Source organism: Agathobaculum ammoniilyticum (genome assembly GCF_025567315.1).
GTDB classification, from domain to species: domain Bacteria; phylum Bacillota; class Clostridia; order Oscillospirales; family Butyricicoccaceae; genus Agathobaculum; species Agathobaculum ammoniilyticum.
The window spans coordinates 68364-81678 of the sequence record NZ_JAOQJE010000002.1; the positions used below are offsets into that span (position 1 = coordinate 68364).

Annotated in this window: 15 protein-coding genes and 1 tRNA gene; 12 read left to right on the forward strand and 4 right to left on the reverse strand. The window is 61.0% G+C overall.

Annotated features, from left to right (window positions below):
* Nucleotides 1-3: 3 nt before the first annotated feature.
* Genes OCV66_RS02875 through OCV66_RS02885 form a run of 3 tightly spaced genes read left to right on the forward strand, consistent with a single transcriptional unit; the run spans nt 4 to nt 2254 of the window.
* Nucleotides 4-549, forward strand: coding sequence for a hypothetical protein (locus OCV66_RS02875; RefSeq protein ID WP_054326583.1), 546 nt, complete (start codon nt 4-6; stop codon nt 547-549).
* 16 nt (nt 550-565) lie between these two features.
* Entirely contained in the window at nt 566-1861 is a 1296-nt protein-coding gene (gene serS, locus OCV66_RS02880) for a serine--tRNA ligase (protein WP_054326582.1), read from the forward strand.
* Between the two features lie 3 nt (nt 1862-1864).
* Entirely contained in the window at nt 1865-2254 is a 390-nt protein-coding gene (locus OCV66_RS02885) for a thioesterase family protein (RefSeq protein WP_054326581.1), read from the forward strand.
* A 38-nt stretch (nt 2255-2292) separates the two neighbouring features.
* Here OCV66_RS02885 and OCV66_RS02890 read toward each other — a convergent pair whose 3' ends face one another.
* Nucleotides 2293-2736, reverse strand: a complete 444-nt coding sequence (locus tag OCV66_RS02890) for a GyrI-like domain-containing protein (protein ID WP_054326580.1) — start codon at nt 2734-2736, stop codon at nt 2293-2295.
* A 106-nt stretch (nt 2737-2842) separates the two neighbouring features.
* Complete coding sequence (locus tag OCV66_RS02895) at nt 2843-3430, reverse strand: GDSL-type esterase/lipase family protein (RefSeq protein ID WP_159068133.1); 588 nt, start codon at nt 3428-3430, stop codon at nt 2843-2845.
* A 108-nt stretch (nt 3431-3538) separates the two neighbouring features.
* On the opposite strand from OCV66_RS02895, the gene OCV66_RS02900 reads away from it, so the two are divergent.
* Nucleotides 3539-3862 carry a thioredoxin family protein gene (locus OCV66_RS02900; protein ID WP_054326578.1) on the forward strand — a complete coding sequence of 108 codons (324 nt, stop codon included), beginning with the start codon at nt 3539-3541 and terminating at the stop codon, nt 3860-3862.
* Between the two features lie 21 nt (nt 3863-3883).
* Entirely contained in the window at nt 3884-4807 is a 924-nt protein-coding gene (gene trxB / locus OCV66_RS02905; protein ID WP_054326577.1) for a thioredoxin-disulfide reductase, read from the forward strand.
* Nucleotides 4808-4874: 67 nt separating this feature from the next.
* On the opposite strand, the gene OCV66_RS02910 is transcribed toward trxB, so the two are convergent.
* Nucleotides 4875-5543, reverse strand: coding sequence for a Crp/Fnr family transcriptional regulator (locus OCV66_RS02910; protein ID WP_107631356.1), 669 nt, complete (start codon nt 5541-5543; stop codon nt 4875-4877).
* 63 nt (nt 5544-5606) lie between these two features.
* Nucleotides 5607-5691: transfer RNA gene (locus OCV66_RS02915), tRNA-Leu, on the reverse strand.
* Nucleotides 5692-5857: 166 nt separating this feature from the next.
* Here OCV66_RS02915 and OCV66_RS02920 point away from each other — a divergent pair.
* The 7 genes from OCV66_RS02920 (at nt 5858) to OCV66_RS02950 (ending at nt 13250) form a co-directional block, all read left to right on the forward strand.
* On the forward strand, nt 5858-7195 hold the full coding sequence (locus OCV66_RS02920) for a hypothetical protein (RefSeq protein WP_107631357.1): 1338 nt from the start codon (nt 5858-5860) through the stop codon (nt 7193-7195).
* 25 nt (nt 7196-7220) lie between these two features.
* Nucleotides 7221-7910, forward strand: coding sequence for a response regulator transcription factor (locus OCV66_RS02925; RefSeq protein WP_054326573.1), 690 nt, complete (start codon nt 7221-7223; stop codon nt 7908-7910).
* Between the two features lie 77 nt (nt 7911-7987).
* Nucleotides 7988-9544 (forward strand): sensor histidine kinase, encoded by a 1557-nt coding sequence (locus OCV66_RS02930; RefSeq protein WP_054326572.1) that lies wholly within the window; start codon nt 7988-7990, stop codon nt 9542-9544.
* Complete coding sequence (locus OCV66_RS02935) at nt 9544-10479, forward strand: DUF1385 domain-containing protein (protein WP_054326571.1); 936 nt, start codon at nt 9544-9546, stop codon at nt 10477-10479. Before OCV66_RS02930 ends, OCV66_RS02935 begins: the two co-directional genes overlap by 1 nt.
* 81 nt (nt 10480-10560) lie before the next feature.
* Nucleotides 10561-11427 (forward strand): peptide chain release factor N(5)-glutamine methyltransferase, encoded by an 867-nt coding sequence (gene prmC, locus OCV66_RS02940; RefSeq protein ID WP_082396870.1) that lies wholly within the window; start codon nt 10561-10563, stop codon nt 11425-11427.
* A 198-nt stretch (nt 11428-11625) separates the two neighbouring features.
* Complete coding sequence (gene recA, locus OCV66_RS02945) at nt 11626-12786, forward strand: recombinase RecA (RefSeq protein WP_082396868.1); 1161 nt, start codon at nt 11626-11628, stop codon at nt 12784-12786.
* Nucleotides 12783-13250, forward strand: a complete 468-nt coding sequence (locus OCV66_RS02950) for a regulatory protein RecX (protein WP_054326570.1) — start codon at nt 12783-12785, stop codon at nt 13248-13250. The genes recA and OCV66_RS02950 overlap by 4 nt, the downstream gene beginning before the upstream one ends.
* Nucleotides 13251-13315 lie beyond the last annotated feature (65 nt).

Here is a 13315-nt window from a genome sequence, read left to right on the forward strand (position 1 = left end):
AACATGGACGAGCAGAAAAAAACGCCGGACGGGCCCAAGCCGGAAAAAAAGCTCAGCCGCACGACGCTTACCTTTTATATCATCGGCCTGTTTACCGTGGCGCTCGCGCTGATTTTAATCAGCTATATCGCGCAGGCTCGCGCGGACAGGCAGCTTGACACGCTGACTAACCAGTTGACCGAGCAGCAAACGGTCGCGCAGGGCGCGACACAGAAAATGGAAGACCTGCAAAAGCAGTTCGACGCGCAGAGCAAGGCGCTGGACGGTGTGCGCAGCGCGCTCGACAGCGAGCTGGCGCACACTGATGTGGTCGCCGCCGCTACGCTGCGCATGGAGGAACGCGACGTATACGCCGGCTTGGCGCGCATCAGCGCACAGCTTTTATCGGAAAACACGGAGGACGCGGTGCGGGAATACGACGCGCTGGTGGAAAAATACGGTGCAGAACGTCTGCTCGGCCGCGCAGCGGAAAATTCGTTCGGCTCGGATATCAACAAATTATTTGAAGCCGTGCAAAAGCAAATAGAGGATTTAACAACAGAAGAATAAAAAGGAGTAACGTAAAATGCTGGATATCAAATTTGTCAGACAGAATCCGGACGCGGTGAAAGAGAACATTAAAAAGAAGTTCCAGGACGAAAAGCTGCCGCTCGTTGACGAGGTCATCGAATTCGACGCCAAATTCCGCGCCGCCAAGACCCGCTGCGACGAGTTGCGCGCCATGCGCAACAAAAAGTCCAAGGAGATCGGCGGCCTGATGGCAAAGGGCCAGAAGGACGAAGCCGAGCAGGTCAAGGCCGAGGTCAAGGCCATGGCGGACGAGATGGCAAGGCTGGAAGAGGATGAAAAGACCTTTGCCGAGGAAGTCAAAAACCGTATGATGGTCATTCCGAACATCATTGATCCGTCCGTGCCGATCGGTAAGGATGACTCGGAAAATGTGGAGATCGAAAAGTTCGGCGACCCCGTTGTTCCGAATTATGAAATACCGTATCACGTCGATATCATGGAATCCTTTGATGGCATCGACTTGGATGCTGCCCGCAAGACGTCGGGCAACGGCTTCTATTACCTGAAAGGGGACATCGCGCGGCTGCATTCGTCCATCCTGTCCTATGCGCGCGACTTCATGATCGACCGCGGCTTCACCTACTATATCCCGCCGTTTATGATCCACGGCGACGTGGTCAAAGGCGTCATGTCCTTCAAGGAAATGGAGAACATGATGTACAAGATCGAGGGCGAGGACCTGTACCTGATCGGCACCTCCGAGCATTCCATGATCGGCAAGTTCATCGATTCGATTAACGACGAGGATACCCTGCCGCAGACGCTCACCAGCTATTCGCCCTGCTTCCGCAAGGAGGTCGGCGCGCACGGCATAGAGGAGCGCGGCGTTTACCGCATCCACCAGTTTGAAAAACAGGAAATGGTCGTGGTCTGCAAGCCGGAGGAATCCCCGATGTGGTACGACAAGCTGTGGCAGAACACCGTGGACTTCTTCCGCTCGCTGGAGATTCCGGTGCGCACGCTGGAGTGCTGCTCGGGCGACCTGGCCGACCTCAAGGTCAAGTCGTGCGATGTGGAGGCGTGGTCACCGCGCCAGAAGAAGTATTTCGAGGTCGGCTCCTGCTCCAACCTGGGCGACGCGCAGGCGCGTCGTCTGGGCATCCGCGTGCGCGGCAAGGATGCCAAGGAACTGTACTTCGCGCATACGCTCAACAACACGGTTGTCGCACCGCCGCGCATGCTGATCGCGTTCCTGGAGAACAACCTGCGCGCGGACGGCTCGGTGGCTATCCCGCAGCCGCTTCAGCCGTATATGGGCGGCAAGACTGAGATTCGCAGAAAAGGAGAATGAGGCATGGAAATTGGCATCAAGGGCGAGCAGAAGCTCACCGTCACCGCAGATAAGCTCGCATCCAACGTCGGCAGCGGCCTGGTGGCCGTGTTTGCGACGCCGATGATGGTCGCCGCGATTGAGAATACCGCCGCGGCCAGCGTGGAGGCACATCTGGAAGCAGGCAAGACCACGGTCGGTACGCTGGTTAACGTCAGTCATGTTGCGGCGACGCCTGAGGGTATGGAGGTCCGCGTCGAGACCGAGCTGACCGAGATCGCGCCGAACGGCAAGATCTTAACCTTCCATGTCGCGGCCTATGACGAGGCCGGCCTGATCGGCGAGGGTACGCACCAGCGCGCCATTGTGGACAAGGCGCGCTTTGAAGCCAAGGCGCAGGCGAAAAAGGGATAAGGAAAAAGCGCCGCAATGCGGCGCTTTTCTGCTGTTTTTCAGAGAACAGGGACATAAAATTGGCACCTTCCCCGCTGCACGAGGGAAAGCGGATAGGCTTCCAGCATCGGGCGGGATGGGTCGGCGGATAATCCACAGCAACCGACGGTGCGGACAGCCGTGCCGTATATTTCGGAAAGCGCCTCCGGCGTGTGCGGCACAGTAAAACAGACGTAACGCCCGTCCGGCAGGTAGCCTGAACGGGTATCCGGTAGCCGCGCCGCCAGCCGGAGGACAAGGCAGGCGTCATACCGGCAGGCTTCGGGCGGCGTGCAGGCGGGGTCGTCCCAGGCGGCGCAGAAAATGACTGACCCCGCATCCAGCAGGTCGGCGTCCCGTGCCAGACGTTTGAGCCGTTCCACCAGCGCACGGTTTTCCGGTCCATAGGGGCCGGTGCGGCGCAGGAAAGCAATCGGCAGGGCGGGCAGTTCGATCAGTTTCATAACAGAATGTTCCTTTCAGTGGATTGACCGGTCTGGGAACAGGATAACCCGATTTAAAATGCTTTTCAAGGGTGTTTTTATAATATTTTAGAACTTTTTTCGGAAATCATTTTGCTCCGCAAAATGCTGCGGCGAACGCCCCGCCGGCCTGCGCGGCAAAACGCGCATGGCCCTCGGCCGTGAAATGCACCCCGTCGAAGCACAGGGGGATATCCCAGCATCCCGCGTCGGCAAAGGCCGCGCCGCTTTCGCCGGCCAGTATCCGGTAATACCCTGCAAGGTGCGCGGAGGCGGCGAGCAGCGCCTCCTCCCGCACCCAGTCGCCGGGATGGAAGCATGGCGGGGCGATCAGCAGGAAGGGAACGCCTAAGCTCGATAGGCATACGAGCAGACGCTCCATCCGCGCGGCCGCAGCCGCGGGCGGCACGCCGAGCAGCAGGTCATTCGAGCCGAGCATCACGCAAAGCCCGTCGAACGGCCGCAGCGCCGCGAGCTGGCCGCACAGCGTCCGCAGCTCGAATGGGGTATGCGGGATGGCGCGGCCGTTTTCCCCAAGGTTGTAGATGATCCATTCCGGCCGCGCGTTCAACCGCGCGGTCCAGCGCACACAGTCCGGCCAGCGTCCGCCGCCGAAGCCGCGCGGGTCGTAGCCCCAGGTGTTGGAATCCCCCAGACAGACGATCGCTTTAGACAAACCGGACCCCTCCTCAAAAGCTGTTGGTGACAAACTCACAGTAATCGACAGAAAAACGGGTATAATAAAAGCATACCAGAAATACAAATAGAAAAGGAGCTGTTGACAATGGCAATGCTGCATATTACCAAGGAAAACTATCAGGAACTCGTGGAACAGTCTGCGCAGCCGGTGCTGCTGGAATTCTGGGCGCCGTGGTGTACCTACTGCCGCCGGATTGCGGGCGTGGTCGCCAAGCTGCCCGAGGCCTACGCGGGGCGCGCGGCGGTCGCCCAGGTCAACATTGACGAGCAGCCCGAGCTGGCGCAGCGGTTCTCGGTCGATACCATCCCCTCACTCATCCTTGTGAAAAATGGGGCGGCGGGCGAGAAGTTGGTCGCGCCGGGTTCCAAGGCGGATATCGACGCTTGGATGCAGGCGCAGTCCGTATAAACAGGAAAGCGAGACAGGCCTATGGGAAAAATATATGATATGCTGGTCATTGGCGGCGGGCCGGGCGGCTATACCGCAGCGCTGTACGGCGCCCGTGCCGGACTGAGCGTGCTGGTGATCGAAAAGCTGTCCGCGGGTGGGCAGATGGCCACCACCGAGCAGGTGGAGAATTACCCGGGCTTTGACGAGCCGATCGACGGCTTTGAGCTGGGCGAGCGCATGCAGCGCGGTGCGGAGCGGTTCGGCGCGGAATCGCTGCTGGCGACCGTGACAGAGGCTAGCCTGGAAGGGCCGGTCAAGCGGGTCACGACCGACGAGGGCGTAGTCGAGGGGCGGACGGTGGTACTCGCCACAGGCGCGTCGCCGCGTCCGCTCGGCGTGCCGGAGGAGCAGGCGCTGGTCGGCCGCGGCATGGCCTACTGCGCAGCGTGTGACGGGATGTTCTATAAGGGACGGACGGTCTGCGTGGTCGGCGGCGGCAACACCGCGGTCGGGGACGCGCTGCTGCTTGCCAAGCTGTGCGAAAAGGTGTACCTGATCCACCGCCGCGATACGCTGCGCGCCTCCAAGGTATATGAAAAATCCCTGCAGGCCGCGGAAAACCTGGAAATTGTCTGGGACAGCCGCGTGACAAGGCTGCTCCATGCCGAGCGCGTCACCGGCGTGCAGGTGGAAAACGTCAAAACCGGCGCGGTCCGCTCGATCGCGTGCGACGGCGTGTTCGCGGCGGTCGGCCGCGTGCCGGACACCGCGCTGCTGGCCAGCCAGGTCGCGTTGGACGAACAGGGCTACCTGATCGCGGACGAGACGACGCGCACCAGCGTCGCGGGCGTGTTCGCGGTGGGCGACGTGCGCACCAAGGCGGTGCGGCAGATCGTCACCGCCGCGTCGGACGGTGCGGTCGCCGCGCATTTCGCGGAGGAATATCTCAACAGCATAACATGACGTTCCGACAGGGAGCGGACAAAAACGGCCGCGTAAGCGGCCGTTTTTTGATGCGGGCAGCGTCCGGTCAGCGCAGGCTGTCGCCGGCGGTGCGGTACAGGCCGTCGATATTGGTCAGCGCGATGCTGCCGCGCTCCAGCTGTACGAGCCCTTCGCTTTGAAAATACCGGAGCAGGCGGGTGACGACCTCTCGCGCGCTGCCTAGGTGCGCCGCAACGCGCTCATGCGTCAGCGGCAGGATATCCGCGCCGGACAGGCCGCGCTCTTCCAGCAGGAACGCCGCGAGGCGGCTGTCCAGCTTGCGGTTGAGGAGTTGGTCCATCAGCCACATCACCTCGGAAAAGCGCGCCGCCATCAACTCGTTGGTATAGCCGGCCACAGCCGCGGATTGCTCCATAAGCGTTTTGTAAACATCCGGCGGGATGCGGAGCACATCAGTCGGCTCCTCCGCGGAGATCATCACGTCAAACTGGATGCTGCGCATAATGCAGGAGGCGGAAAACAGGCAGATATCGCGTTCAAGCAGGCGGTACAGCGTCAGCTCCTTGCCCTCGCCGGACAGGGTGTAGGCGCGCAGCCGTCCCTTGACGACGATGAACAGCCCCGCGCAGTCGCTGCTGCCCGCGTGCAGGATATTGCCGGCCTCAAAGCGCGCGCTGGAAACGGCGCTTTGCAGCAGGTCGCGCTGCGCGTCGGTCAGTTTCGGCCAGAAAGGGAAATATTGCTCGACAGACATAGCAGAAGCCCTCCAGAATCAGTAAAGCGGAAAACCGGCCCCTCCAGGCCGGTTTTCGCCGTATGGTGCACCCGAGGGGAGTTGAACCCCTACCTCCTGCGAGACCAGAACCTAAATCTGGCGCGTATGCCAATTTCGCCACGGGTGCGGATACGTTTCCAGTATACCCGCAAAAAGCGGATTTGTCAATCGAAGCGCGCCCGCGCGCTGGAAAACCGGATAAAAATTATGCAATTTCCAGTACCAAACGGGTGGGCTTTGTGCTATACTAAATCTGTATAAGTGTCTGCATTGATTGTGAACGGGAGAGCTTCATGAAATTGATCCGAACCATCCCCGTGCTGGCCGTGCTGCTGTTTGCGCTGTCCGGCTGCACGTTCCCATCGGGCGACGACCTGCTCGCCGCGCCCAAGCCATCCGCCAACTACCAGACCCTGCAGGTCGAGCTGGAAAACCTGCTCTCGTCGGGCGTTACCTATACCGCGCCGACCGACGGGGAAAACCGCTCGCCTATCCAGCTTGTCGATCTGGACGGGGACGGGGCGGATGAAGCGATCGCGTTTTTCCGCGGTTCCAGCTCGGTGACGAGCAACGCGTTCAAGGTCTATGTTTATAAAAAACAAGACCAGCAGTATGTCTGCACGGGCGCGATCGAGGGGAAAGGCACCGCGATCCTGTCGGTCGATTACCCCACGATCACACCGGCCGGCCGGCGCGGCATGTTGATTGCCTGGAAGCTGCCGGGAGACGGCGTGGGCGCGCTGACCATGTGCGATTTTGATAAAAACTGCGCACCGGGCTTGCTGCTTGAGACCGAATACTCGGCCATGGAGCTGGCCGACCTGACAGGCGACGGCGCCAAGGACCTGCTGCTCATTACGAACAACCCCGCCGGACAGCGCGTGGCGCGGCTGTATCAGTACCATATCGGGTTGGACCTGGTAGGCGAGGCGGCTACCAGCGCCGAGGCGGTTTCGGTCGAACGGATGACAAGCGGCCGCGTACAGAAAAACCAGCCCGCTGTGTTTGCAGAGCAAAAAACAACGAGCGGTGTCGGACTGACAACAGATATTTTTGTCTATGAGGACGGGACACTGCAAAATCTCGCGCTGGACAGCGAGGACTCCATCCATCGGGGTACCTATCGGCCGGTATCGGTCTACGCGGCCGATATCAACGGCGACGGCGTGACCGAGCTGCCGCGCGCCGTACTCATGGCGGGCTACGACGAAGCCGCCGCGACGGACGCGCTTTTCATGCTCGATTGGTATGTGTATAGCGTGGATCGGCCGCCAGTGCTGATGATGACCACCTATCAGAATGTGTCTGACGGATGGATGTTTAAGATCGATGCAGAATGGCACGACCAGATCACGGCGGTCAAGACGAGCGAAAGCGGGATCAGCGCGGTTGAATTCGCGCAATATATCGGTGGTGGGCAGCAAATACCGTTGTTCACCATCTATTGCGTCACCGGAACGCTGCGGGATTATTATATCGGCCGTACCGACCTGCTTCAGCTCGGCCAGACCTCGCAGGCGGTCTACTTCGCGCGCTTTTCGGAGGACGCACAGCAGAGCGCGATCCAGATCGATGCCAACGGCGTAAAAGAGCGCTTCTCGCTCCTCACCCAGGCCTGGAGCAATGAATGAATGGTAAATCAAAGGAGGAACATCCATGAAACGCAAAATACTGGTTTTGGAAGATGAAGAAAATATCCGCTCCTTTCTGGTCCTCAACCTGAAGCGGAGCGGTTACGAGGTGATAGAGGCCGAAACAGGCGAAGCGGCGCTGGAAAAATACCATGCCAACCAGGATATCGCGGTTGCGGTGCTGGATGTGATGCTGCCCGGCATCGACGGGTATGAGGTCTGCCGCGCTATGCGCGCCGCGGGCTATCAGGCGGGCGTTATCATGCTGACCGCGCGCACCCAGGAGGCGGACAAGGTGACCGGCCTGATGAACGGCGCGGACGATTATGTGACCAAGCCGTTTTCCGTGATCGAGCTTGCCGCGCGCGTGGACGCGCTGTACCGGCGCGTGTCCGGCTCGCCCTTCTCGGAGGAGGATGTGATCAAGTCCGGCCCGTTCAAGCTCAACCTGCGCGCGCGAGAGGTACTCAAGAACGGCATCAAGATCGAGCTGACGCAGATCGAGTACGGGCTGCTGAAAGCGTTTATGGAGAACATCGGCAAGGCGCTCTCCCGCGACGAGCTGCTGGAGATGGTCTGGGGCCATCACTATGTGGGCGAGCTCAAGATCGTGGATGTAAATATCCGCCGCCTGCGCATCAAAATCGAGGATGATCCGGCGGAGCCATCGCATATCGTGACCGTGCGCGGCTACGGCTATATGTGGGAGGGTTGACCGCCGCAAGCAGGGAGCGCGCTGCCGCCCCCTGTGCGTTTGCCGCAACAGCCTGAGATGAGAAAGGCAGCTTACCTATGATTTATCGCAGATCTAAAAAACAGCCCAAGGCGCCGCCACAGCCAGCCGCGCCCAAGGTGTTGCACTCGCCGGGCGGCATCAAGGGCCGCTGGATGATGAACTCGCTTTCGTTCGTGCTGGTCATCCTGGCGGCCGTGGTTATTCTGGTCACGGTCGGCGTGTCCGGCTACTATTACGCCTCGGTGCGGGACAACCTGACCTCGCGCGCCACGCTCAAGGCCGAAACCTACCACAAGTATTTTACCGAAACCTACGACCAGTTTTACGCGCAGGCGGAATCTGACGTTTCCACTTTCAGCGAGCAGGAAAAGCTCGAGATGCAGTTCCTCGACCGCAACGGCCGTATCCTGCTGTCCACCTCGGCACTGACGGGCGGCGGCATGGCCTCCACCGAGGACGCCGCGCAGGCGCTGTCCACCCAGAAGACCGCGGTGTTCCCCGGCCGCGACCCGCTTACGGACGAGCGGGTCATGAGCGTGACCACCCCTCTCCTGTCCTCCCGCGGGGAGCTGATCGGCGGCGTGCGCTTCATCACCTCGCTGCGCATCGTTGAGCGGCAGATCTGGATCATCATCGGCATCGTCATTCTGGCCTGCCTGGTGTTCCTGATGCTGGTCGTCGCCTCCAACAGCTATTTTGTCAAGTCCATCGTGGATCCGGTCCTCAAGATCAACACGATCGCCAAGGAGATCGCGGCCGGCCGCTACGGGGTGCGCCTGCAAAAGACCTATGACGACGAGATTGGCGAGCTGTGCGATACGATTAACTACATGTCAGACGAGATCAGCCGCGCCGAGCGCATGAAGAACGACTTTATCTCCTCGGTTTCGCACGAGCTGCGCACCCCGCTCACCGCCATCGGCGGCTGGAGCGAAACATTGCTCGCGGGCGGGGGAGAGGACCCAGAGGAGGTTATGCAGGGCCTGACCATCATCCAGAAAGAGGCGGGCCGCCTGACCCGCATGGTTGAGGAGCTTCTGGATTTCGCGCGCATCGAGTCCGGCCGCATGAAGCTCGAGGTCGAGCTGTTCGACCTATCGATCGAGCTGTACGAGGCCGTGTATATGTATGAAAATCTGCTGCAGAAAAGCGGCATCCGGCTGAGCTACGACGAGGACGTGGACGCCAACTACTATATCAACGGCGACCGCCATCGCATGAAGCAGGTGTTCCTCAATATCCTGGACAACGCCGCCAAATACGGCGCGGACGGGAAAAAGATCGATATTTCCCTGCGGCGGGAGGGCGGCAAAATCGTCGCCTCGGTGCGCGACTACGGCCAAGGCATACCGGAAGCCGAGCTGCCTTTTGTCAAGGAGAAATTTTATAAAGGCTCCTCCAAGCAGCGCGGCAGCGGCATCGGCCTGGCCGTGACCGACGAGATCGTCGTCCTGCACGGCGGCACGCTGGATATCGCGTCCACGCTCGGCGCGGGTACGACGGTCACCATCACCCTGCCCGCCGCGGAGGCGGAGGAAGCGCTCGGCATCACGGGGGCTATCCCCAAGGTGCCGGAAACCCCTTATACCCCTGAACCCAAAGGAGATAGCTAATGCCAACGCAAAAGAAAACCACGATCGGCGGCCAGGCGATTATCGAGGGCATCGTGATGAAAGGTCCCAGACGGGTCTGCACGGTTGTCCGCAAGGCAAACGGCGAGCTGGTCGTAAAGGAGGAGGACGCGCACCAGCCCTCCGCGTTCTGGAAGCTGCCGGTGCTGCGCGGCGCCTACGGCCTGTTCATGGCCATGAAAGACGGCATCCAGGCAATCAACTATTCGGCCTCGTTCTTTGAGGACGAGGAGGTGGACGCGCCGCCCTCCAAATTCGAGATCTGGCTGGAAAATAAATTCGGCTCCGAGGGTCTGAACCGGCTGATCCTCGGTATTTCGACCGTAATCGGCATCGCGCTGCCGGTCGCGCTGTTCCTGCTGCTGCCGAGCTTCCTCGGCGGCTTTGTGCCGGAGGGCTGGGGCGTACTCGCCCGCAACGTATTGGAGGGCGCGGTGCGCGTGGTGATCTTCCTGCTGTTCATGTGGTCGGTGTCGCACATGAAGGACATCCGCCGCACGTTCGAATACCACGGCGCGGAGCACAAGACCATTTTCTGCTACGAGGCGGGCGAGGAACTGACCGTGGAGAACGTCCGCCGCCAGAACAAATACCATCCGCGCTGCGGCACCAGCTTTATGTTCGTGTTGATTATTATTGCGACGATTGTTTCGTCCATCGTGTTTTCCATCGTGGATATCACCAACCCGTTTCTGCGCATGCTGGCGCATCTGGTCCTGCTGCCGCTCGTGGTGGGCATCAGCTATGAGTTCAACCGCTACGCCGGCCGTTCGGAGAGCGTGCTTTCCCGTGCGCTGCGCTGGCCTGGCCTGATGATCCAGCACCTGACCGTGTTCGAGCCGGACGATTCCATGATTGAGGTGGCGATCACCGGCATGAAGGCGGTCATTCCGGAGGACGGATCGGACAACTGGTGAATAGGCGTCCATATCGCTGTATGGAAAGCCGCCGCGCGCCCTGCGGCATGCGTAAAACACATTTAGGGGGTGGGCCAAGCCTTGACCAAGACCATCAACGACGTATATATGGAGCTGTTCAAGCGCTTGAAGGAGGCGGACGATCCGCAGCCTTCTCTTTCCGCGCGCGAGATAACGGCATACGCCTGCAAGGCGGATAAAAACAAAACAGCCGACTGGGGTCATGTCTATCTGGACGACGCGACGGTGGACTATGCGCATCTGCTTTGCGACCGCTGTCTGGACGGCGAACCGCTTGCATACATACTCGGCGAATGGGATTTTTATGGGCTGACGTTCCAGATCGACCGCTCGGTGCTGATCCCGCGCTCGGATACCGAGCGTCTGTGCGAGTTGGTCATCGGACAGGCGCGGCAGCGGGTTTCGCCGCGCATCCTCGACCTGTGCTGCGGTTCGGGCTGCATCGGCATCGCCGCCGCGCATGAGGTGGAGGACGCGCGCGTCGCGGGTGTGGATATTTCCGAGGGCGCGCTGCGCGTTACGCGGGAAAACGCCCGTCGGCTGGGGGTGCAGAGCCGGTATGTCGCGCTCAAGGCGGACGTGCGCTTCCGCCCGCCGAACAATATGGGGCAGTTTGACATTCTGGTTTCCAATCCGCCCTACGTCACCCGCGCGGAGATGCGCGCGCTCGAGCCGAGCGTCGCGGATTACGAGCCGCACGAAGCGCTGTTCGGCGGGGAGGACGGGCTGGATTTTTACCGTTCGATCTGCGCCAAGTGGGGGGAGCTGCTCGTGCCGGGTGGCGTCATCCTGTTCGAGTGCGGCTACCGGCAGGCGACGCAGGTCGCCGCCATCCTGGAGGATAACCGTTTTGCCGGCATCGGCATCACGGAGGACCTTTCCGGGGTGCCGCGCATTGTGTATGGGTACAACACCCTGCTGGAATGAAACGGGGGAAAAGCCTCCGGAATATGTACCGCTCAGCGAACAGATCGAACGCGGCGCGCAGGCCGCCGCGCCGTCCACAGACGAAAGTGAAAAATAAAAAGCAGGAAAACATCGAACAAATTTTCGATTTTTCTTGCTTTTATTTTTTGCCACTGGTATAATGGATGCAGGAATCAACAAACAAGCAGGAGGCTCTTTATGGCTACCAAAAAACAGCTCGAACCGGTCGCGCCCGCGGCCGATAAAAAGAAAGCGCTCGCCGCGGCGCTCGGTCAGATCGAAAAGCAGTTCGGCAAGGGTTCGGTCATGCGTCTCGGCGAGAACGCCGGCATGCAGGTAGACCATATCCCGACCGGCTCGATCGGGCTGGATCTCGCGCTGGGCATCGGCGGCCTGCCGCGCGGCCGCATCGTGGAGATCTACGGGCCGGAATCCTCCGGCAAGACCACGGTTGCGCTGCACTGCGTGGCCGAGGCGCAGAAGCTGGGCGGCACCGCCGCGTTCATCGACGCGGAGCATGCGCTCGACCCCATATACGCCAAGGCGCTGGGCGTGGATATCGACAGCCTGCTGGTTTCCCAGCCGGATACCGGCGAGCAGGGGCTTGATATCGCGGAGGCGCTCGTGCGTTCGGGCGCAATTGATATTGTGGTCATCGACTCGGTCGCCGCGCTCACCCCGCGCGCCGAGATCGAGGGAGAAATGGGCGATTCGTTCGTCGGCCTGCACGCCCGCATGATGAGCCAGGCCATGCGCAAGCTGGCCGGCTCGATCGCCAAGAGCCAGTGCGTAGCTATTTTTATCAACCAGCTTCGTGAAAAGGTGGGCGTGATCTATGGCAGTCCGGAGGTCACGACCGGCGGCCGCGCGCTCAAATTCTACGCCTCCGTGCGTATCGACGTGCGCCGTACCGAGCATATCAAGTCCGGCGCGGAGAATATCGGCAGCCACACCCGCTGCAAGGTGGTCAAGAACAAGGTCGCGCCGCCGTTCAAGGAGGCCGAGTTCGACATCATGTACGGCGAGGGCATCTCGCGCACAAGCGAGCTGGTCGATCTGGGCGTCAAATACGGCATTGTGGGCAAGTCGGGCGCGTGGTTCTCGCTGGGCGAAATGCGCCTGGGACAGGGGCGCGACGCGGCCAAGCAGTATTTCAAGGACCATCCCGAGCTTGCGGACGATGTGCAGAAGCAGATCATGGAAAAAGTTGAGGAGGAGCGGCAGAAGGCGCATCAGACCGCGGCGGCCCGTCCGGCGTCCGTAGCGGCGCCTGCGGCCAAGCCCGCCGCACCCAAGGCCGGCGCTTCGCGGGCCGTGTCCATCGACGCGGACGATTTTGACGACCTGGATGAAGAATGAACGGGGATAAATACCACGCGGCGCTGGACGCGGCGGCGAGGCAGCTCTCATACCGCGCGCTGAGCGCCAGCATGCTGCGGGACAAGCTGCTCGACAAGGGCCACGACGAACAGGCAGCGGAGTACGCGGTCGCTTGGCTGCTGGAACGCGGCCTGCTGGACGACGCTGCCTACGCGGAAAGCGTGGTGCGTTCCTGCGCGCGCAAGGGGTACGGAGAGCTGCGCATCCGGCAGGAGCTGGCCCGCCGGGGCGTGGCGCGCGAGACGGCGGAAGAGGCGCTGCAGCCGTTTTCTCCGGACAGGGCGAAGCTGCGCGCGCTGCTTGACAAGCGGCTGCACGGCGATGTGTCCGACCGGCGGGAGGTCGAAAAGGCGGTCGCGGCGCTGCAGCGCCGGGGGTTTTCCTGGCCGGATATTCGGGCGGCGCTGGCTGAGTACGGGCAGGACCTGCCCGACACGTTCTAAAAGTGCATAAAAGAGCGCAAAAGGGGCGGGAAAGCAAATTTTCCCGCCCCTTTCTTAACAATCAG